Source organism: Hymenobacter tenuis, from assembly GCF_054780495.1.
Window position 1 is genome coordinate 575,910 of record NZ_BAAGWF010000001.1, and the last position, 21,058, is coordinate 596,967.

Sequence of the window (21,058 nt, forward strand, 5' to 3'; positions counted from 1 at the left end):
CCGACCTTAGCCAAATCAAATGTGCTTTTGGCAGAATGTACTAGGTGGTTTTAACGCCGGAACCCTGATACGTGATACCGCCAAACCAGTACAGCATCAGCGTGCGGGAATAGCGCAGGCTCAGGGGAGTAAAGAGCACAGCCAGCACGGCCACGCTAGTCACGTACACCCACACCGCCGGGTCGTGGAGCAGGTAGTACACCAGAAAGCCCGTTACGAGCATAATGGCCGTAGAAAAAGCATAGCTGATAAACATAGCGCCCCAGTAAAAGCCGGGTTCTGGCTCGTACGCCTGCCCGCATACCGGGCAGTGCTCGGGCATCTCCGCAAACCGCACAGGATTCGCGGCCGAGTGAGTAAACAAAGCGCCTTCGTGGCAGCGCGGGCACCGCTGCTGCACCATTGCCAGGGCCGTAGAATCTATCTTCGTCATGATTTCCAGTAGGTAGGTTGAAATCGTATGACAAAGGTACGCTACCCCACACGCGGGCGTGAAGGCCACTTCCGGGTTTGTATGGTACAAATCAACGCAAGGGTGAAAAGCCGACTTTTACTACCCACCGTTGCTTATGTTGCCTCCCGGAATGCCTCGGGCGTTTGGCCGGCGTGCTTGCGGAAGTAGCGGCTAAAGTAAGAGGCATCATCGAAGCCCAGCGTGTCAGCAACTTGCGCAATAGTGGCGGGCGTGTGGCGGAGCAGGCGGCGGGCCTCAATTAGAACGCGCTCCTGAATCAGGGCGCTGGCCGTTTTGCCTAAGTGGCGGCGGCACAGGACATTGAGGTGGTTCGGCGACACATGCAGCAAATCGGCGTAGAGCTGCACCTCGCGCTGGGTCCGGAAGTACTGGTTGATGAGCGTACCAAACGCGCGAAGCAGCTGTTGGGCGTGGCGTGGCTCCTCACTGGCCGGTTTGGGCGCCGCGGCAGGGTAGTGACGCGCGGCTAGCTCCAGGCAAATATGCAGGTAAGAGCGAAAAACCTCATCCTGCTGCGGCGCCGGGGTAGCCTGTTCCTGCCACATGCGTTCAAACAGCGGTAGCAGCTCTGCATCGGGCGTGCTGAGGTAGAGCACTGGCTGATACACGTGGTTGAAGAAGGGGTACTCAAACAGCCGCTCGCCGGGGTAGCGCGAGAGGTAGAAATCAGCCCCGAACAGCACTACATAACCCTGGGCGTCGTCGGACAAGAGCCAGTGGTGCACTTGCCCGGGCGTCATGAAGAACAGCGTGCCCGGCTGCAAGGGGTAACTGACTAGGTCAATGGTGTGGGTGCCGTGGCCGTGCGTAACATAGAGCAGCAGGTAGAAATCGTGGGCATGGGGCTGGCTTACGCCCGGAAAGTTGGCCACGTGGCGTGCCAGACGCTCTAGGTACCATGGCCGGGGCCGCCCTTGCGGAAACGAGTCGAGCGTCAGGACCGGAAGGGTAGGAGACTGCATGCGTAGAGCAGAAAAGGGTTTAGCGGCGAGTAAGGGCTAGGGAACGGTCGTAAGCTACTCGCCCCCGAAATTACGCAGGCGCTTTTTGCTGAGTTCGTAGCTGATAATGGCTGGTACGTAAAAAGTAACATCGGCCAGCAGCTTTGCCACGAGAATACCGCCGGCGCGGCTGCCCATCAGGCGCGGCAACCAGTACATCAGCGCCGGCCGAATCAGGAGGCTGTCCAGCACCTCGGCCGGACCAAACTCCACGGCCAGCGCCCGCACATTAAAGGCAAAGGTGCGGCGCGTGTACGGGCGGCCCAGCGCGTGCAGCTCCCGCCGGGCTTGCACCAGATCTTGCCCTAGTAGCCAGCCAAAATACGCCACGTTGCCGGCCCACGTACCCGCCAGTGCCGCTTTAAGCTCGTGCCCCGGGGCTAGGTGCCAGGCCACACTAGCCCCGGCCAGCGTGGCCACCACCGACAGCCCTTCGGCGGGCAGGTAGCGGCGCAACCATTCCCGGATTTTAGGTTTCATGGGCAGAAAGAAAAGCAACTGGGCGGAATCGGTTATTTTGCTGAGGCCGGCCAAATATACCGGCCTGGTTTTCATTCTGCCGCTGCATGCACATCCCGTTTACTCCGTTGGTCGTTGGGTTGCTGGCCGTGGTGGCGCAGGCAATTTTTGCGGCGGGCCTGCTGTGGGTGGCCCCCGCTAACCGCCTGCCTAACCGGTTTCTGTCGTTGCTGATGCTGAGCCTGGCCCTGTGGCTGCTCGATGGGTTTTTCAGGGTGGCAGGCGTGTACAGCCAGAATGCAGAATGGTATTTTTTGCCCATTTACTACTCGTTTGCGTTTGGCCCGCTGCTGTATTTTTATGTGCGCAGTCTTACCAACCACGCGTTTCAATGGCAGCCTCGTCACTGGTGGCATTTCGCTCCGGTATTGGTGCAGGCGGCCCTGTACGGGTGGCTCTGGATGCAGCCTTATAGCACGCGGCTCTGGTTCTGGCAGCACGTGCACCAACCCTACACGTACCGGGTAGAGTTTGTCGGGACATGGCTGTCCCTGGCAGTCTATCTGGTTCTGAGCCTGCGGTTGCTGCGCCAGTACCAGCGCTGGCTACCCAATAATTTCTCAGAGGTATCGGTGCTGCGCCTCCGGTGGTTACGTGTGTTGTTGGTAGCGGTGGGGGTAGTAAGTGTGCAATGGCTAGCAGAAGTAGTGCTGCGCGAATTCTTCGGGCTGTATTACCAATATGACTACTCCACGGAGATGCTGGGCGGTATGCTGTTCCTGATTGGAGTAGTAGGGCTGCGCCAGGCCGATATGCAAGCCGTCAACTTCGTGCCGGATGCTAGCGAGCTGCCTCTTCCCAACGGGGCTCCTGCACTTGCTTCTGACCTAGATCTGGAAGAAGATAGAAGTGCCCTAGGCTTACCCGCACCACCCGCGGCCGATGCAGACGTGCTGGCGCGTATCCGGTATGCATTGGAGCAAGAGCGGCTTTACTTGAATCCTACCCTAACATTGGCTGAGCTTTCGGCGCACACGGGGCTGGCGCCGCGCCTAATTTCCTTTACCGTTAATGCCGGATTTGGACAGTCGTTCAATGAGGTGGTGAACAGGTACCGCGTGGAGGAAGTGAAGCGCCGGTTAGCCACGCCCGATGTGCAGCGCCTGACGTTGCTGGGCATTGCCTTCGAGAGTGGCTTCAACTCTAAAACCACCTTTAACCGCATCTTTAAGCAGTTTACGGGGGTAGCGCCGCGAGACTGGAACAGCCATGGGCAGGCTGCGGCAAGTGCTACGTAAGCCGGTAAAAGAGCGGGTAGGATACCGCCCACATCATGAAATGGGGCGTGCCAGCGGTTGATATGGGGCGTTTGGGGTACCTGAAGCGGCCACCTTTGAGCCATTCACTAACCCTCCGAACCACGCATGAAACCTCTTCTGCTCCTAGCGGCCTTAACGCCTGCTTCCCTAGCGCTAGCCCAAACCAAACCCGGCGCCACTGCCTGGTCCGACCACGCCCGGCTGCTCCCTGATAAACTGCGGCAGGTGCCCGTGGGCCTCACTCTTTGGCACACCCCCAACCCCAACTACCCTGAGCCCAACCCAGCCCAACCCGGGGGCTACGTCTGGAAGCACAGCACCATGGTTCGCTCCGAGGTAGGGGAGTTGCAAGTAGTAGAGTGCGGCAGCTTCATCTGGTACAGCGCGGCCGGCTGGCAAGCCAATATGCACGAAACGCCCGCCGAGTTTGCTGAGCTATTCCATTGCCCCGGCGGGAAGTTGCGAGCAGGGCAAACCTACACCTTTGCCCGCAACTACCGCTTTGCCGATAACGCACAGCGCCTATATGGCGGCGATGCCCTGTGGTATATTCTGGCGAAAGACAAAACCGGAAAGCTCTATAAAGGCACCGGGCTCATCGAGACAGAAGCGGGTCAGTAAGCTACCTATCAATACTATGAAACAGATTTGCGTTCTGCTGCTACTAGCCTCGTTGCTTGCTTTCCGGCCTGCTGCCACCCCTTACTACGTGCTGCCTGCTGCCAGCCGCTTAGCCTGGACGGGTTATGCGGAAGTTGGTAGCTATAGCCAAACCGGTACCGTGCAGCTGCGAAGCGGCACCTTTGAGTACGATGGCCGCTCGTTGCGTCAGGGCCGGTTTGAGTTTGATATGCGCACCATTCAGCACCAAGATGCCAAGCTCACGGAGCATCTGCGCGCCGCTGACTTCTTTGATGTGGAGCAGTATCCTAGTGCCGTATTTGTGCTGAATCAAGTCCAGAATGGCGTTGCTGCCGGTCGGCTTACCTTGCATGGCATCACCAAGCCGGTTCAGTTTCCACTCACCATAACGCGCCTACCCGATGGCCGCTTGCGCATAACAGGCACTGCCACCCTCGACCGCACGCAGTATGGTGTAAACTACAACTCCAGCAGTTTCTTCCAGAATTTGGGCTCGTACGCTATTCGAAATGAGTTTAAGCTGGCTTTTGAGGTAGTAGCTCAAGTGAAAAAATAAGTGGGAGTACAAACCCCTACTTGGTTCCGGATCAGTAGCCAGCCCTTTGCCGGAATGAGTGGTGATATGGCTCACTAACAGGGCCCGATGCGCCCCGTGGGCCGGAGCTGTTCTTTAAGGCATTACTACTAGCCGCTGGTGTTGGCCGGCCAGCTCCGCCCAGTATATGCCGCCGGACACAGCCTGCTGCTGGTCGTCCTCGGAGTTCCAGCTGACGGTGTGCGCACCTGCCTCCGTAGCGATGGGTAGGGTGCGCACTAGCTCCCCCTGGGCATTCAAGATGCGCAGAACGCCTGCTTGACCCGGCTGGTGCAAGGTGTAGCGCAGCTCGGTGCTTCCTGTGAAGGTGCGGTTGCTAGGGGCTTCCAGGGTTACAAACTCCGGCTGCAGGTTAGCGGCGGGCGTGGTATTCAGCTTGAGCCCGCCAATGCGTATCTGAACCGGCTTACCTAGCTCTAAAGGAAAGCGGAGCAACACCGTTTGGGTGGCCGAGTTATAGTCCCAACCGGTAGCTGGCAGCAAGGCGCCGTTGAGCTGAATGCTGGTAGGGTCGGTGGTTATGCGCGGAATGAGCAGCTCCACCACGCGCTGGCCGGGCGCTCCTTCGTAGGGGTTTCCGCTGGCGGCTACTTTTATATCGGCCCCATCCGTGGTGGTCTTGCCTGTAAAGGTGATTAGCTGGTACTGGCCGGTTTTGGCAGCTTGGGCTGAGTGGCCGTCGTCATCATACATCGTGAAGCTGGTGGCGCCGGCTGCAGCATCGGCGTAGTAGCGCACTTGGAGCGTATCGGGGCGGTAGTTGGCAGTGCTGGCCACGTAGCGCGTCATCGGCAAAAAGGCCCCTGCCCGCACCAACAGCGGAATAGTGGCCAGCGGGGCCGGGCGTCCCACGGTACGGTCTCCGGCAATGGTTTCGTGGGTATAGAAATCAATCCAGTTGCCGGCCGAAAGCACCACATTGCGGCGCCGCTGGCCGGGCTGCAGCACCGGCGCTACCAACAAATTAGGACCCAGCAGAAACTGGTCGTTGACGTTGGCTAGGGTAGGCGCATATTTATCTATGGGCTGCCACTCACGCCAAGATTTCTGATCGGGAGAAAACCCCCACTCTCCATCATCATCCTTCGCATTTGGAGCAAAGCCCGCTTCCTTTTCCTCGGCAGTAAGTGTACTTGATGGAATTTTGGGCGGATAACTAGGAATCGGTGACAGAATAAAGTTAGCCGGGCCGTAACTGAGTGGGCGCGTCAGGGGCGTGCCGGTTTGGCTGTTTTCCCAGGCTAGTGAATAGAGGTAGGGCAGCAACTGGTAGCGCAGGTGAGTAGCCGAGCGCACAAAGCCTTGGTAGGGCTCCGGAAACCAATACGGCTCGGGTGGGGTGCCAGCTCCGTGCGGGCGCAAAATGGGCCCGAGGCTAGCCATTTGCAGCCAGCGGGTGTACAGCTCAGCATCCACGGTATTACCCGCAAAACCGCCCGCATCGGAGTGCATGTAGCCCACGCCGCCCAGGCCCATGCTGAGCATGATGGGCACCTGCGCTTGAAGTCCACTCCAAGAGCGGCTCACATCGCCCGACCACGGAAACACGCTGTTGCGCTGCATGCCAGCCCAGCCCGAGCGGGCCAAGTTAAACAGGCGCTGCTCGGGGTGCTTTTGAGCGTATCCTTCCTGCAGGATACCAGCCCAGGCCTGCCCGTACGCATTATGAATGCGGCGCGTGGGGCCTGCATCATATATCATGTCGGCGGGTTGATTTTCCGGCTCGCCCAGGTCGCTCCACCAGCCGGCCACGCCGTCCTGCTTCAACCTGTCATACTGCTGCCACATCCACTGCCGGGCCTGGGGCTTGAACATGTCGAGGAGGGTAGCAGGCCCGGCCCAGAACGACTCCACGGTATAGGGCTGACCGTTGGCATCGCGCCCTACTAGCCCTTGGCGGCGCACCAACCCGTCATTGAGCGAAGTGCGCATGATGTAAGGCTCCGAAATCAGGACGGTTTTAACGCCCGCGGAATCGAGGCGGCTCATCATGCGAGCAGGATTGGAGAAGTTGGGCTTCAGCCACTGGAAGTCGCCTTGCTGCGCTGTGCCGCCAAACCAGTACAGGTCGAGCACCAGTGCATCAAGCGGAAAACCGGCCCGGCGCATCCGGCCCGCCACCTGGTACATTTCCTGCTCCGATTTATACCCAAAGCGGCTCTGGATAAGGCCCATGGCCCAGCGTGGCGGCAGCGGCTGCCGGCCCGTTAGCAGGGTATAGCGGTCCAGAATTTCGGCGTAGGAGCGGCCCGTGATGAGGTAGTAGGCCAAGTTGGTCAGCTCCTCGCCCTGGTACGTTAGCACGTTTTTATCGGTGGCGCCGAGGTCGAGGGTGCCAGCCGTGTGATTATCGAAGAACAGCATGTAGCCCTGGCTGCTGAGCACGGTGGGCAGGCTCACATTCAGCGTCGGTTCGCCGTTTTGGTAGCCGTAGTGGGCTTCGTTGTAGAGCGTGAGTTGGCGGCCGCGGCGGTCGAGGGGCAGGGCGCGGGAGCCGGTGCCATACAGGTGTTCCTCGGGAGTTAGCCGCAACGAGACGCCGGCGCTGCCTGGGGCTGTAGCCGTAGCGGGCCTCCGAAATGCGCCCGCTGCCTCTGCGGTCAGCGTCTCGCCGTTTTGGCGGTAGCTGATGCGTAGCGGGTTCTTATGGATGATGAGCGTACCGGGACAATCCAGATTCCATTCCAAATGGTCGGAGTACGAGAGCAGCCCAGAGCAGAAATCGGGCTGTTTGGCCAAAACGGCAGCCGGCGGCGGACCATCACACCCAGGATTGCAGGAGCGCACGAGCGAGGGGTTTTGCGGCTGCACTACACTTACCGACGGAATATCCTGCACGGGCTGGCCGGCCGGGAAATACTCTATGCGCACCACGCCTTCCTCCCAAGGCCGAACGCGCAGCGTGCTGCCGTCGGTGCTTTTGATGGTGAGGATTCCACCTTGAAGCGTGTGGCTGCGGTAGTTACCGATTGAAACGGGCAGAGCTTCCGGTGCTTTGGGTCGGGCAAATGGGTCCTTAGTGGGTGGGCCGCTCATTGTGCGCTGCCCGTATCCAGGCGTAAGCAAACACAACAGCAGAAACGGCAGCAACTGCCAGGCACAGCGGAAAGGACGGAACATACTTGGGGAGGGAATCGGGAACGGTACGCCAAGATAGGGGCCAAAACGGCTTCTGGGCCCTTGCGTGCATGCCAAATTGCCCCAGATCAGCCGGGCTGCAAACAGCGCATTCAAACCAGCAAATCAGGCACCATAGCTGCCCACCCCAACCGCTCGGTTTAATCGGCTGGCGAACCTAGTACCGATGAGAAGGCAACGCCTGAGCCAGTGGCGGCGTACAGTTCTACTACCTCTTTCAATCCTTCAAACTTCCTCGCGCCATGAACCATGCCGACCGCATCGAAGAAACCATTGAAGGCATTTACGCCGCTCTCGAACAACACAGCAACCACCCCGCTGATGCGGGCCTCTACCACATTGATAGCTGGATTGAGGCGCTGGAAGGCCTAGGCGGATCAGCGCTGGGTGGCCTGCAGGCTGAACTCCGGAACCTGCGCGCCCACGTGGAGCGCGACGACCGCGCCGCCATTGCCCACTCCTTGCAGCGCCTCGGCCAAGACACCTCCCTCGTAGCCCGCGACATGCACGATGGCGTAGGCGACCACCTCCGCCACTTGGGCCAAACCCTAATTACCGCGGCCGGTAACCTGAAAGTATCGTAGCCAACTGCCGCTTATCGGCGCCCTTCCGGCAGCCTTGCCCACTGGGCAAGGCTGTTTTATGACGCTAGGTTGTAGCAGCGCACTAGCACCTGCCCGCTGAAAGCGGCCTAGTGCTAGTGCGCTGCCTGTCCTTCGCCGGAAGCTGTTTTCTTTCACCTCATCTATTGCTTGTACTTATGAGTTTTGACCCCACTGCCGCCGATAGCAATGCTGCTCCTGGCTCCTTTCTGGCGGGCAGCCAGCCCCACCTCGAAGCCACGCTGCATGCCCTCCAAAACGACCAACTGCCGCACCTACTCCCCGCCGCCGGCGACAACCTGTACCGCTGGATGAACCTGTTGCAAACCGTAGAAGGCGACCGGTTTGCACCTCTCATTGCCGAGCTCCAAAATCTGTACAACGCCATCGACCACGGGAACCCGAACGGCCCGCAGGTAAAGGAAAGCTTGCAGCGGCTAGCCCAACTCACTACCCAGGCGGCCAGCACCGCCGACGCCGGTTCGCAGAACAAGGTTGCACAGCTGGGCGAGGCCTTACAAGCCGCTGCCAACTCGCTTTAGCGCCAGCGCATTGGCTCGCAGGAGGGTGGCCGCAAGCTGAAGGGTAGCAGGTGCTTATCGAGGCCTGGCCAGAATCTTACACCAAGGTTAGGGCCAACCCTAGGTCTGGGTACGAAGTAAACCCAAGGGTTCCTGTTGTTTCACCCAACTTCTTCGAGTATGTCTGTTTCGAATTCTGCCAGTGCCGACCAACTAGATGCTTCTTTGCGCGTTCTTCGCGCCGACGACATAACGCAACACCTGGCTAAGGCCACCGAAAATATTGATGGCTGGATTCAGATGCTCCGCGCCTCGGGCCAGGATGCACACGCCACCATCGCCGCCGATTTGGTGAAACTGAAAGGCTACCTCAGCGGCTCCGACCCCAACCCCATCAGCGACTTACTCCAAACCCTGGCCGAGCACATTCACAGCTTTGTAGACGATGCCAACCCCCGCTTCATCAACTCGCTCGATGAACTATCGAAGGCCCTGTCGGATGTAGCCCGCAGCTTGCAAGCCACCACCGACCAGCAAGCACAATAGCAGCTGTTCCTCACTACCCGTATAAAAAGCCAAAGGCCTTGCACGATGCAAGGCCTTTGGCTTTTAAAGCAATTCGCAACCTAGTAACCCGCTGCCGTATCGTCGCCGCGCGGGTCAGCGCCGCCTTCCAGCTTGCCCGTGGGCAGCACCTGAATTACTTCTACCCGGCCCCAGGGGCTGCGTGGGTTGAGCTGGTAGCCGCGAGCCCGCAACGAGTCTTGGGCGGCGGGCAGCAGGGCGCCTTCTTCCACATCAATCTGATCGGGCAACCACTGGTGGTGCAAGCGTGGTGCCGCTACGGCCTGCTGGGCGTTCAGGCCATAATCGAGGGTAGCAAGAATAGCTTGTAGCACGCTCGTAATGATGGTGCTGCCGCCGGGCGTGCCCACCAGCAAGGCCAGCTTTTTATCCTTGGTCAGGATAGCCGGCGTCATGGAAGACAGCATGCGTTTGCCGGGCGCAATGGCATTAGCAGCGCCGCCTACTAGGCCATAGGAATTGGGCGTACCGGGCTTGCTGCTGAAATCATCCATTTCATTATTAAGCAGAAAGCCTGCTCCGGCCACTACCACTTTGCTGCCATACGCACCATTGAGAGTTGTAGTACAGCTCACGGCGTTGCCTTGGGCATCCACAATGTTGTAGTGCGTCGTCTGGTCCGACTCATAACCAGGCAAGCCAGGCCCGGCCGTTACTTGGGCGCTGGCAGTGGCGCGGTGGGGTAGGGTAGTGGCCATGCGCTGCTTGTTGTAGGGCTTCGCGAGTAGCTGCGCTACGGGTACTTGCCCAAAATCGGGGTCGCCGAGGTAGGTAGCGCGGTCGGCGTACACGCGGCGCTGGGCCTCGGTAATCCAGTGCGTGGCTTGCGGAGAGTGCCAGCCGGCGCTGCCCAAGTTGTAGGGCTCCAGCATTTGCAGCATCTGCAGCAGCGCTACCCCGCCGGAGCTGGGCGGCGGAAACGTGATGACCTCGTAGCCGCGGTATTGGCCATGCAGCGGCGTGCGCCATTTGGGGCGGTACAACAGCAAATCTTGCCTAGTAATGATGCCTTTGCCGCGCTGCATTTCAGCTACCACCATGCTGGCCACCTCGCCCTCGTAAAAGCCGGCGCGGCCCCGGTCGCGGATGGCCCCCAGCGTGCGGGTCAGGTCGCGGTACTGGATAATGTCTCCGGCTTTCCACTCCTGTCCCTGCGGGTGTACATAAGCCGGAGGGGTAGTAGGGTTATATTTCAGAAATGCCTCGCGCTGGCGGTTCAGGCCAGCGGCTTCTTTTTCGGTGAGCTTCAGGCCCGTAGCGGCTAGGTTCACGGCGGGCTGCACCACATCTTTCCACGGCAGTTTGCCCAGCTTCCGATGGATTTCTACCATGCCGGCCACAGTGCCCGGTATCCCGGCTGCTAGGTGGCCCAGGGTGCTCAAGTCCGTTACCACGTTGCCGTCCTTGTCCAGGTACATATCGCGGGTGGCAGCGGCGGGGGCCGTTTCGCGGAAATCGAGGGCGCCTTCCTGGCCATCGGCGCTGCGGTAAAGCAGAAAGCCGCCGCCGCCTAGGTTGCCTGCTGTGGGTAAGGCTACGGCCAGCGCAAACTGCACGGCCACGGCGGCATCATAAGCGTTGCCGCCTTTCTGCAGAATTTCTACGCCAATTCGGGTGGCCTCCGGGTGCGCCGAGGTAACCATGGCCTTGTCTGCCACCACGGGGGTAGCCGCGGGTACCGGGGCCGCCAGAGTTGCCGTAGTAGTAGTGGCTGGGGTAGTAGCGGGTTGCGTGGTAGTGCAGGCCACCAGCAGGGCTAGGGCTGCCGGAGTGAGGAAGCGTTTCATACAAACAAAGGTAACCCCGGTAGCAGATTTGCCACCGATTTCGCGCAACTCTGCTCTAAAACCGGCGCCGGAGCAAATTCTATCGTATCAGGGGCCGCCACCCAAGGCGTTGCCAACACGTCAGCTAATCCTGTAGCTTTGGGCCGGACCCGACTTGAGACTTGTGCTATGAACTCAGAACAGCCTACCTCCACTGCTACCCCCGAAACCACGGCCGAGCTGCTCTTGGTGCAGCAAGATCCCTGGCTAGCACCGTTTGAGCCAGTGTTGCTCCGTCGGCAAGAGCGCCTAAAAGCGCGGTTGGCCGAAATAGTGGCCCAGTACGGCTCCCTCACAAAATTCGCGTTAGCCCACCAGCGCCTCGGCCTCAACTACGACGCCCGGCGCCGTGGTTTTTGGTTTCGGGAGTGGGCCCCGGCGGCGGAAGCACTGTTTCTGGTAGGCGATTTTAACGGCTGGGACCGGCAGGCCACCCCGCTGAGCAAGGGCCAGGATGGCGTGTGGGAAGTGTTCCTCTCCGATAAAGAGTACCAAAACCGGCTCACGCACCACTCGCTCTATAAAGTGCACGTGGTAACCAGCAAAGGCGGCAAAGACCGCCTGCCCGCCACGTTGCGCCGGGCCGTGCAGAACCCTGAAACCAAAGATTTTGCCGGCCAGGTATGGAAGCCAGAAACCCAATTCGTCTGGACCGATCAGAAATTCCGGGTGCCGAATTTTGTGCGCGAGCCGCTGATATATGAAGCGCACGTGGGCATGGCCCTGGAAGAAGGCAAGGTAGGCTCTTACCTAGAATTTGCCGAGCAGATTCTGCCGCGCATTCAGGCCGGCGGCTACAACTGCCTGCAGCTGATGGCCGTGATGGAACATCCGTATTATGGCTCCTTCGGCTACCACGTGGCCAATTTCTTTGCCGTGTCGTCGCGGTTTGGCACGCCCGAGGAACTGAAGCATCTCATCAACGAGGCCCACCGCCGTGGCATTGCGGTACTGCTCGATGTGGTGCATTCGCACGCCGTAAAAAATGAGGCCGAGGGCTTGGCGGATTTCGATGGCTCAGGAGGCCAGTACTTCCACGAAGGCCCGCGCGGCAACCACCCGGGCTGGGACTCCAAGCTGTTTGACTACGGCAAGCCCGAAGTGCAGCAGTTTCTGCTCAGCAACCTGCGCTACTGGCTCGAGGAGTTTCACTTTGATGGCTTCCGATTTGATGGCATCACCAGCATGCTCTATCACCACCATGGCGAGGGGGTAGCGTTTGGCTCCTACGACCAGTATTTCGGTCCTGAGGCCGATGAGGATGCTATTCTGTACCTGCAGCTGGCCGCTAGCCTGGTGCGCGAGTGCAAGCGCAGCGCCCTGCTCATTGCCGAAGACATGAGCGGCATGCCCGGCCTGTGCCGGCCTATTAGTGAAGGCGGCATCGGCTTTGACTACCGGCTGGCCATGGGCATTCCGGACTACTGGATTAAGCTCCTGAAGCACACCCGCGACGAAGACTGGAACCTGCACGACCTGTGGTACACGCTCACGAACCGCCGCCAAGGCGAGAAAACCGTGGCCTACGCCGAAAGCCACGACCAGGCCTTGGTGGGCGACAAAACGCTAGCCCACTGGCTGCTGGATAAGGCCATCTACGAGCATATGCTTAAAGATGACCCCGACCCCGTAACGGCCCGCGGCATTGCTTTGCACAAACTCATTCGGTTGGCTACACTTAGCTTAGGCGGCGAGGCGTACCTCAACTTTATCGGGAATGAGTTTGGCCATCCCGAGTGGGTTGATTTTCCGCGCCAAGGCAACGAATGGAGCCACCATTTCGCGCGCCGACAGTGGAGCCTCGCCGACAACCCCGACCTGAAGTATCAGTTTCTGCTGAACTTTGACCGTGCCATGCTGAAGGTGGCAAAAACGGCCCGCGTGCTAACCGGCGGCCCGGCCCACGAGCTCAACATCGACTCCAACAACCAGGTGCTCATTTTTGAGCGCAGCAACCTGATTTTTGTGTTCAGCTTCCACGTTGACCGCAGCGTGCCCGACTACCGCTTCTATGTGCCGCAACCCGGCCGCTACCGCATCCTGCTCAACACCGACGACACGGAGTTTGGAGGCTTCAATCGCATTGATGCCGGCATGACCTACGATACGTTTGAGGAAGATGGCGTAAACAAACTCAGTCTCTACGTCACGAGCCGCACAGCCCTAGTGCTGGCGCGGGTTTAGGCCCCCATCGGAACCCTAGCAAAAAGCGCAACGCCCGGCCACTACAAGTGGCCGGGCGTTGCGCTTTTTGCTAGATTAGGCAAAGAATTAGTGTCTGGTTTTACGGCCTGAGGTGGCTTGCTCCAGTGCTTCTTCAATGCGCTGGGAGCGGGCATCGGGCTTTTTGGTGCGGGCTACGCGCTGGGCCAGCTGCTTGCGTTGCGTATAAGGCAGGGCGTCGAAGCCGGTCTGGAGGCCGGCCCGGTCCAGGGCGTATTGCAGATCCTCGGGAATATCAATGCCGCTGGAGTCTGTGTCGCGCTCTAGTATCACGTGCACCGTGTCGGTCCAGGTTTTATTGATGGCGTTGCGTACTTCTTTGCGCACGTTAATCATGTGGTTTCCGTCGCCCATGGGCACTAGGTTCAGCCGGATCGGAAAGCCATCAATAGTGCCGCGAACGGGCAACTGGCCCTGAATAGCATACAACTCGGGTACGCTGAAGGGTACTACCAGAAAAACGCCGCTGTCGGCGCCATCCATTTCCATGGGGGCATCAAACTCGTGGCGGATAGGGGTGTCGGAACTCATGGGGCAAGTAAAAAAAGAAGGGCGGGCTAGCGGCCGGTTCTGTCTCCCAGCTCACGTAGCGTGGCGTTTAAAGTGTCAGTATCAGTAGCGGAAACTACCCGTAAGCGGCTGGCCGTGAAAAAGTAGCGCGTGCGCAGCAGCTCGGCAACCTCTTCTGTAGCGGCCAGCACTAGGTCGGCGCGGCGTAACGTGAGGCGTTCCAGCTCCAGGGCCCAGCTTCGGTCGGCGGGGGTAGCGCGTTCCTGGGCTAGGGTGTGTACGTGCAGCACCAGCGGGCGGCCCGTTTGCTGCCGAAGTTCCAGTGCTGCCAGCCATGTGGGCCAATCGGAGGCGTAAATGACGGCAAAATCCTCGAGCAAGGCGCGGCGCGTGGCAAAGCGGGCGTACTGTATTACCTGAAAGTTGAGGTCGGCGGTTGACGGCAACTCAGCCCCTAGGGCCGCCAGGGCCTCGGGCAGCGTAGCGCGCTGGGCCGGCACCACCGGCTGCGCCTCGGCGTCAGCGCTCAGGTTATCTTGGGGCTGGCTGAGGGCTGAGGCTTCGGCAGCATCCGGCTCGGAGGAGGTGCTGGCGTGTACATCCTGGTTCAGCAGCAACTCATGCTCTGTCATTTCCAGCAACCCAGAAGCTAATGATGATGCTTCCGTTGCCAGCTCCTGCGTTGGAGCGCTAATTTCTGCGTCATCAAAATCAGCTGTTTGTACGGTTGAGGCCGCAGCAGGGGCTAGTGAAGCGGTAGCCGGCTGAGTTAGGTAGGCAGTGCTGTTTGCAGTAGCCGGGGTGGCACCCAGGTACGGCGCGGCCGGTGCCGTCCAGGCCTCAGCGGGCACGGCGGCAAGAGTAGGCGTTTCGGTGCTGCCAACGTAGGGCGCCGTGGGCTGCTGCCAAGCGCCGGGGCGCTGCTCGGGGTGCGGGCGTTGCGCGGTTACTTCCTCCAGCGTGAGGCTAGCCAGGGCCGTAATGCGCGTAGATGCCGGCACCGCAAACGGCGTACTAGGTGTGCGCGGCAGCATAACCGAGAGCTGCGTGAGCGGAGCCAGGGCCTGAATCAGGGGGCGCAAAGCCGGCGCGGCCAGGGCGCCGGCACGTGGGGTCTCATTCCAACCAAGTAATAATACAGACGAGGGAGCAGATGGCATAAAGGCAGATAGATGAGCGGCTGGCACCAATGAGGTATGGCAAGGTAGAGAAAAAAGCCTCCCGAAGCGCCCTTAAATGGCCTTTCCTCTAAAACACCTAGCTAACGGGCTCCACAGTACCCCGAATCATTTTTACCTTTGTCAATTGCCTGAGGCAGCTCCGGTTCATCTGGTGTGTGGCTGCCTCTTTTCATTTCCGACCTATACCCCGCATGGCTGATACTTTTCAGGAGAACAATTACATGGTCAATGACTTGGCCGCCCAATCTCGGCAGGAGTTTTATCCGGGCCGGGTTATAGCGGGTGAGCGGCAAGGCACTGATTTTATTTTCCGCTGCGACAATGGCGTGCAGCTCAGCTTACAAGTTATTTCCGATAAGGTGCTGCGCTTCCGCTACACCACAGAAGCCAATTTTCCGCCCGATTTTAGCTACGCCTTTCCCGAGGGTGTGCCCGCCCGGCAGGAGCTGGAGTTTCTGGAGTTCCGCGAAAAGCCCGACCACTACCGCATCACCACCGACCGCCTGATTTGCGTGGTGGACAAGGAGAACCTGCGTACTAGGGTGCTCAACCGCTCCGGCCTGGTGCTAAGTGAAGACGAGAAAGGCTTCCATTGGGAGTACGAGTATGAAACCGGCAACGACATCGTGAAGATGAGCAAGCTGGTGCAGAGCGGCGCCCACTACTACGGCCTCGGCGACAAGCCCGACAACATGAACCTGCGTGGCAAGCAGTTCACCAACTGGGGCACCGATACCTACGGCTACCAGAAAGGCTCCGATCCGCTCTATAAGAACATTCCGTTTTACCTGGCCCTGCACCAAAAGCTGGCCCACGGCATCTTCTTCGATAACACGTTTAAGGCTTCCTTTGACTTTGCGGCCGAGCGGGCCGATGTAGCCAGCTTCTGGGCCCAGGGCGGCGAGATGAACTACTACTTCATCTACGGCCCCAGCCTCATGGAAGTAACCCAGGAGTACACCCGCCTCACGTGCCCGCCGGAGTTGCCGCCGTTGTGGGCCCTAGGCTACCACCAGTGCAAGTGGAGCTACTACCCCGAAAGCAACGTGAAAGCCATTGCCCAGGGCTTCCGCGACCGGAAAATCCCCTGTGACGCGTTGTATCTGGACATTGACTACATGGATGGCTACCGGTGCTTTACCTGGAGCCCTACCCATTTTCCGGAGCCCAAGCGCATGGTGCAGGAGCTGGCCGAAGATGGCTTTAAAACCATCGTTATCATCGACCCCGGCATCAAGATTGACCCCGACTACAGCGTGTACCAGGAGGGGTTGAAAAACGACTATTTCTGCCGCCGCGCCGATGGCCCCCTGATGAAAGGCTCGGTATGGCCCGGCCTCTGCAACTTCCCCGACTACACCCGCCCTGAGGTGCGCGAGTGGTGGGCTGGCCTGTTCAAAGGCCTTATTGCGGAAACCGGCGTGAAAGGCGTCTGGAACGACATGAACGAGCCGGCTGTGTTCGAGAAGGGCACGTTCCCCGATGACGTGCGCTTCCACTACGAGGGCCACCATGGCTCGCACCGCAAGGCTCACAACGTGTATGGTATGCAGATGGCCCGCGCCACGGCCGCCGGCGTGAAGCAGTTCAGCTACCCCAACCGGCCGTTCACCATCACGCGCAGCACCTACGCGGGCGGGCAGCGCTACTCTTCGGGCTGGACCGGCGACAACATTGCCTCCTGGGAGCATTTGTGGCTGGCCAACATCCAGTGCCAGCGCCTGAGCATCTCGGGCTTCAGCTTTATCGGCTCCGATATTGGGGGCTTTATTGATACGCCCGATGGGGAGCTGTATGTGCGCTGGGTGGCTCTGGGCGCCTTCCACCCGTTCTTCCGCACCCACAGCTCCGGGGACCACGGCGACCAGGAGCCCTGGTCATTTGGCGAAAACTATATGGAGCTGGCCCGTGGCTTTATTGAGCTGCGCTACCGCCTGCTGCCCTACATGTACACCACGTTCTGGCAGTACACGGAGCAGGGCACGCCTATGCTGCGCCCACTGGCCTTCCTCGACCAAGCCGACACCGATACCTACCTGCGGATGGCCGAGTTCAGCCTCGGCGACCACCTGCTAGTGTGCCCCATCACGCAGGCCGGCGCCGATGGCCGCTGGATGTACCTGCCCCGCGGCGACTGGTTCTACTACTGGACGGATGAAGCCAAAGCCGGGGGCGCCGAAGTATGGGCCGCCGCCGACCTGACGCGCATTCCGCTGTTCATTAAGGCCGGTGCCGTAGTGCCCATGTTCCCGGTGATGCAGTACGTAGGCGAAAAAACCGTGGAAGAAGTAACCCTGCACGTGTACCACAAAAACGGCACTGAGGCTAGCGTGCTCTATGAAGATGGCGGCGAAGGCTACGGCTACCAGAACGGCCAGAGCACTACCCGTCGTTTCACGGTTACCGGCACTGAAACCGGCTTAGTACTCCGGCAGGAAGTTGAAGGCAGCTTCCAGCCCACCTGGACTGCTTACCGCGTGGTGCTGCACGGCCTACCCTTCACTAGCCCCGCTTTCAGCGTAGATAGCATAGCCACAGATGGCACCGACGTAACCACTGAAACCGGCCTCACGCTTCCAAGCGTGGTGGTAGGTGCTGACTTTACGGAGCTGGTTATCGGCTGAGGTTTGATAGAGAGTGTTACCTAGTAAAAAGGCTTCCAGCACTGTGCTGGAAGCCTTTTTTATTGTCTTGATAGGTGCTGCGCTCAACTTACTAGCTCCAGCTAAAGCTGTAACCGCACGTTGCCGCCTAGTGGGTGCCCTACGCAGGTCAGGGTTAGGCCTTCAGCGAGGTCTCGGTCGGTGAGTACTTCGTTGTAGGAAAGCCAGACGCGGCCTTCTGTGCAACGCGCCAGGCAGTTACCGCACACACCGGCCTCGCAGCTGTAGGGCAACGTGATACCGTGCGCCCTAGCGGCCCGTAGGATGGTAGTAGGGTAGTGAACCGGAATAGTATGCGTGTGGCCATTGGCTTCAATAGTAACCAGGTGGCTAGCCGTATCAGGTGGCAAAGAGGGTTTTACGGGTGGGGGTAGCACAAAATTCTCGCGCCGAATCCGCTCGTGTGGTAGCCCGACGGTATGCAGGCCATAGCCACACATGCGCATATACTCGCCGGGACCGCACACATAGGCCAGCATCTGGCTGGGTGAGGTAGTGGCGTGGTGGCGCACTAGCTGCACGAGCAGCTCTTTGTATAGGCGGGCCCGGGCCAGGTTGGGGTGGTCGCTGTACAGCAGCTCTAACTGAAACCGGCCGGCAAATTTCACTGCCAGCTGGCGCAGCTCCGCTCTAAAAATGGTAAGGGCCGGCGTACGGTTGCTATACACCAGCAGCACGTGCACCTGCGGATGAAAATACAGCAGCTCTTTCAGCAGTGAGTAAATGGGCGTGATGCCGCTACCTGCAGCAAACAGCAAAACCTGCTCATAAGGCAAGTTAGTGGCATTGGGCAACGTAAATAGGCCGCCGGCGCCGGCACTCAGGAGCTGGTCGCCGGGGCGGGCTTCATCAATCAGCCACCGCGAAAAGAACCCGTTGGCCACGCGCTTCACCGTAATAGCCAGCCCCTCATCTAGTCCCGGCGTCGAGGACATGGAATAGGAACGGCGCAGCTCGGGGTGGCGGGGCTGCAGCAACGTGAGGTATTGCCCGGCCTGGTAGGGGAGGGGCTCTGCCGGATCCAGCCAGAACGTCTTGACTTCCGGTACTTCCTCTGCAATGCGGCGAATAGTAAGAGGTTGGGTCACGAGGAGGGCGGGGTAGAGGACGTGAGCATACTACGCCGGGTCCAACTACAGGTTACCCGCGCAACTGGTCGAGTAGATACTGGTATACCTCCGGGCTGCTGAGTAAGGTGCCATGGTGCAGCTGAGAGTAGATGTGCGTAGTCACGTGCAAGTCGGGCGGAGCGGCTGGGTCCTGGAACACGCGGCCCCGGGCACTGCCAGCGCCCACCAGTCCGTCGCCGAAGTAGTCGTGCAGGGCCGAGCTGGCCGATTTCAGCAGGGAGCCCACGAGCACATGGTACCGCACGCCCGCCAGCGGCGGAACCACCGTGCGGGGCGGAAACAAGTCGTCGGCACGCGCATGCTGCCAATCCTCATCTACCAAGCGGGCATGGCGTAAATCCTTAATACCGTTGCTGCGCTTATCAATCAGCCCACTGATTGCGCGCGTGGGCCAGATGTTGATTTTGCGTAGAATTAGGGCCGTGAGGTGGCTGTTCTGTTCCAGAAACGAGCCATCGTTTGGTACGCCCAATAAAAATACGTCGCGCAGCAGTGGCAGCCACGGCGTGGGCTGCCCTAGTGGTTGGGGATTCTCATTAGGTAGAGGTCCAACCACACTTTCTGCGGGGTTGGGTTTGAGCTCCTGCGAGGCATAGTAACCGGCACTCCGGATAATGAGCCCGCCCATGCTATGGCCTACCAGCACCAGCTCGCCTACCGCCTGCGGGAAAGTGTGCACCAGTTCCGTCAGTAGCTGATGCAGGAGGCGGCCGTTTTCGGAAATGTGCAGGCCCGAGTTGTAGCGCACATACAAACAGCTAACGCCCAGCTCGCGCTGGAGCAGCGGGCCAAAGCGCAGATCATCAGCGCTACCGCCGGTTTGCCATATGATTTCGTCGCCCATCAGCCCGTGCAGGAACACCACTACTTTGCACGGCTTGCCATCGGGGCCAGGCATGAGTCGCAAGTCTGGCACCGCCACGTCGGTTAAGTGGCGGCGGAAACTCATCCGGATAGTGCGTCGGTCATTGCGGGCCTCCAGCTGGTCGCCGAAGGCGCCATTGAGCACCGGCAGCGTAAAGTGCAGATTCTCCTGACTGACCCGGTAGAGCACGCCAGCCCCATCAAACGGAGCCCGAGCCGCCCGCCCCACCGCCGTGGCTACGCGCTTCCAGCGCGTTGGCTTGCCAGCAGAGGCAGCAGACTCAAGAGGTAGTTCGGGTTCAGTCACGGTACAATCGGGTAGCTGCCAAAGGAATAGCGAATTCAGGCAATGAAAGGTAAAGTTTTACTAGGTAGTCGTTTCGCGCGAAGTCCCGGTAGGCGGCGGTCCAGTTTCTGGAGCTGGCGCAACGGCCTTTCGCGGAAGCAAGGCCCCTAGTACTCCACCTGTCAGCAATCCGCCTACATGGGCTGCGTTGTCGGTGGTATGGTTTTCCAGGCCGCCGGCCAGACTACCGGCCATCAGGTACAGTACAAACAGCAGCACTGTATACCGCTCTGCCCGGGTAAAAGCAATTGGCCGCCGAACCAAAGTTGCTAGGAGCAACCCGTACAGCCCAAAAATAGCTCCCGAGGCCCCCACCGAGTTGATGCCCGCCGGGTGCCAGAGCAAACTAAGCAGGCTGCCGCCCACGCCACTTAGCAGGAACACCAGCAGCAGCCGGCCCGAGCCCGTCAGGCGTTCCGTTAGCAGCCCCAGGAACACCAACGACGACATGTTCAGCAGCAAGTGGCCCACACCGCCGTGCAGAAAGCAGCTGGTAAGCAGCCGCCAAGGCTGGTAGGGCAGCGTAAGCGGCGAGTAGTTGGAGCCCCACCGAATCAGGTCGGCGCCCGCGGGGTCCAGGGCATCGGCTCCGCCCAACACCAGCAGGCTGTACAACAGCAGGTTCAGCCACAGCAGAAGGGGCGTGACGAAGTAACCCGAACGGGGTCCGAAGATGCCGCGAATAGCCGCCCAGCTCACCGAGCCCGCGCTAGGGTCCGGAGCGGCCGCAACTGCTGGCCGGCGGGTGTTGGAGGTGGGCAAATTGTCGGGTATCAGGCCGCGCCGTTGCAACTCGTGCACTGCGGCTTGCCCAACTGCGGCCGGATATTGCGGGGCATGCTGCGCCAGATACAGCAGCTCGGCATCGGTTTTCTGGGCGAATAAGTTGGCAGGATCAGGAGCAGACATACGCAACAAGCGCTGGCAGGCACCGTGGCCCGCCAGCGCTTGTGGTGGTTCATAAACCCTGCCAGCCCC

General features: G+C 59.9%; 18 protein-coding genes. 8 read left to right on the plus strand and 10 right to left on the minus strand.

What is annotated here, in order from left to right; all coding sequences use genetic code 11:
• Positions 1-40 precede the first annotated feature (40 nt).
• The 3 genes from ACYVGU_RS02560 to ACYVGU_RS02570 form a co-directional block, all read right to left on the minus strand.
• On the minus strand, positions 41-433 hold the full coding sequence (locus ACYVGU_RS02560; protein WP_460620780.1) for a DUF983 domain-containing protein: 393 nt from the start codon (positions 431-433) through the stop codon (positions 41-43).
• 134 nt (positions 434-567) lie between these two features.
• The gene (locus tag ACYVGU_RS02565; protein WP_460620781.1) at positions 568-1,437 is read right to left on the minus strand and encodes a helix-turn-helix transcriptional regulator; all 870 of its coding nucleotides are present in this window, start codon (positions 1,435-1,437) and stop codon (positions 568-570) included.
• 54 nt (positions 1,438-1,491) lie between these two features.
• Positions 1,492-1,956, minus strand: coding sequence for a hypothetical protein (locus tag ACYVGU_RS02570; RefSeq protein WP_460620782.1), 465 nt, complete (start codon positions 1,954-1,956; stop codon positions 1,492-1,494).
• A gap of 86 nt (positions 1,957-2,042) precedes the next feature.
• Between ACYVGU_RS02570 and ACYVGU_RS02575 the strand changes: the two genes are divergently transcribed.
• The 3 genes from ACYVGU_RS02575 (at position 2,043) to ACYVGU_RS02585 (ending at position 4,452) form a co-directional block, all read left to right on the plus strand.
• The gene (locus tag ACYVGU_RS02575; protein ID WP_460620783.1) at positions 2,043-3,233 is read left to right on the plus strand and encodes a helix-turn-helix domain-containing protein; all 1,191 of its coding nucleotides are present in this window, start codon (positions 2,043-2,045) and stop codon (positions 3,231-3,233) included.
• A 126-nt stretch (positions 3,234-3,359) separates the two neighbouring features.
• The gene (locus ACYVGU_RS02580; RefSeq protein ID WP_460620784.1) at positions 3,360-3,875 is read left to right on the plus strand and encodes a hypothetical protein; all 516 of its coding nucleotides are present in this window, start codon (positions 3,360-3,362) and stop codon (positions 3,873-3,875) included.
• A 16-nt stretch (positions 3,876-3,891) separates the two neighbouring features.
• On the plus strand, positions 3,892-4,452 hold the full coding sequence (locus tag ACYVGU_RS02585; RefSeq protein ID WP_460620785.1) for a YceI family protein: 561 nt from the start codon (positions 3,892-3,894) through the stop codon (positions 4,450-4,452).
• Between the two features lie 114 nt (positions 4,453-4,566).
• On the opposite strand, the gene ACYVGU_RS02590 is transcribed toward ACYVGU_RS02585, so the two are convergent.
• Positions 4,567-7,611: a TIM-barrel domain-containing protein gene (locus tag ACYVGU_RS02590; RefSeq protein WP_460620786.1), complete on the minus strand. Its 3,045-nt coding sequence runs from the start codon at positions 7,609-7,611 to the stop codon at positions 4,567-4,569.
• Between the two features lie 260 nt (positions 7,612-7,871).
• Here ACYVGU_RS02590 and ACYVGU_RS02595 point away from each other — a divergent pair, with 260 nt between their 5' ends.
• The 3 genes from ACYVGU_RS02595 (at position 7,872) to ACYVGU_RS02605 (ending at position 9,298) form a co-directional block, all read left to right on the plus strand.
• Positions 7,872-8,213 carry a hypothetical protein gene (locus ACYVGU_RS02595; protein WP_460612618.1) on the plus strand — a complete coding sequence of 114 codons (342 nt, stop codon included), beginning with the start codon at positions 7,872-7,874 and terminating at the stop codon, positions 8,211-8,213.
• Between the two features lie 176 nt (positions 8,214-8,389).
• The gene (locus ACYVGU_RS02600) at positions 8,390-8,773 is read left to right on the plus strand and encodes a hypothetical protein (RefSeq protein ID WP_460612617.1); all 384 of its coding nucleotides are present in this window, start codon (positions 8,390-8,392) and stop codon (positions 8,771-8,773) included.
• Positions 8,774-8,932: 159 nt separating this feature from the next.
• On the plus strand, positions 8,933-9,298 hold the full coding sequence (locus tag ACYVGU_RS02605; RefSeq protein WP_460612616.1) for a hypothetical protein: 366 nt from the start codon (positions 8,933-8,935) through the stop codon (positions 9,296-9,298).
• Positions 9,299-9,378: 80 nt separating this feature from the next.
• Here the strand turns inward: ACYVGU_RS02605 and ggt are convergent, their stop codons facing one another.
• Positions 9,379-11,124, minus strand: coding sequence for a gamma-glutamyltransferase family protein (gene ggt / locus ACYVGU_RS02610; RefSeq protein ID WP_460620787.1), 1,746 nt, complete (start codon positions 11,122-11,124; stop codon positions 9,379-9,381).
• 168 nt (positions 11,125-11,292) lie between these two features.
• Here ggt and ACYVGU_RS02615 point away from each other — a divergent pair, with 168 nt between their 5' ends.
• Positions 11,293-13,347 (plus strand): 1,4-alpha-glucan-branching protein, encoded by a 2,055-nt coding sequence (locus ACYVGU_RS02615; RefSeq protein WP_460620788.1) that lies wholly within the window; start codon positions 11,293-11,295, stop codon positions 13,345-13,347.
• 87 nt (positions 13,348-13,434) lie between these two features.
• Here the strand turns inward: ACYVGU_RS02615 and ACYVGU_RS02620 are convergent, their stop codons facing one another.
• Positions 13,435-13,917, minus strand: a complete 483-nt coding sequence (locus ACYVGU_RS02620; protein WP_460612613.1) for a YdeI/OmpD-associated family protein — start codon at positions 13,915-13,917, stop codon at positions 13,435-13,437.
• A gap of 26 nt (positions 13,918-13,943) precedes the next feature.
• Positions 13,944-15,056: a glycosyltransferase family 4 protein gene (locus ACYVGU_RS02625; protein ID WP_460620789.1), complete on the minus strand. Its 1,113-nt coding sequence runs from the start codon at positions 15,054-15,056 to the stop codon at positions 13,944-13,946.
• A gap of 212 nt (positions 15,057-15,268) precedes the next feature.
• On the opposite strand from ACYVGU_RS02625, the gene ACYVGU_RS02630 reads away from it, so the two are divergent.
• Positions 15,269-17,701, plus strand: coding sequence for a glycoside hydrolase family 31 protein (locus ACYVGU_RS02630; RefSeq protein ID WP_460620790.1), 2,433 nt, complete (start codon positions 15,269-15,271; stop codon positions 17,699-17,701).
• A gap of 101 nt (positions 17,702-17,802) precedes the next feature.
• On the opposite strand, the gene ACYVGU_RS02635 is transcribed toward ACYVGU_RS02630, so the two are convergent.
• From ACYVGU_RS02635 to ACYVGU_RS02645, 3 genes are read right to left on the minus strand one after another with little or no spacing between them, the layout of a single operon-like run.
• Positions 17,803-18,828, minus strand: coding sequence for a 2Fe-2S iron-sulfur cluster-binding protein (locus ACYVGU_RS02635; protein ID WP_460620791.1), 1,026 nt, complete (start codon positions 18,826-18,828; stop codon positions 17,803-17,805).
• Positions 18,829-18,880: 52 nt separating this feature from the next.
• Entirely contained in the window at positions 18,881-20,041 is a 1,161-nt protein-coding gene (locus ACYVGU_RS02640; RefSeq protein WP_460620792.1) for an esterase/lipase family protein, read from the minus strand.
• Between the two features lie 60 nt (positions 20,042-20,101).
• Positions 20,102-20,989: a rhomboid family intramembrane serine protease gene (locus ACYVGU_RS02645; RefSeq protein WP_460620793.1), complete on the minus strand. Its 888-nt coding sequence runs from the start codon at positions 20,987-20,989 to the stop codon at positions 20,102-20,104.
• Positions 20,990-21,058: the final 69 nt, after the last annotated feature.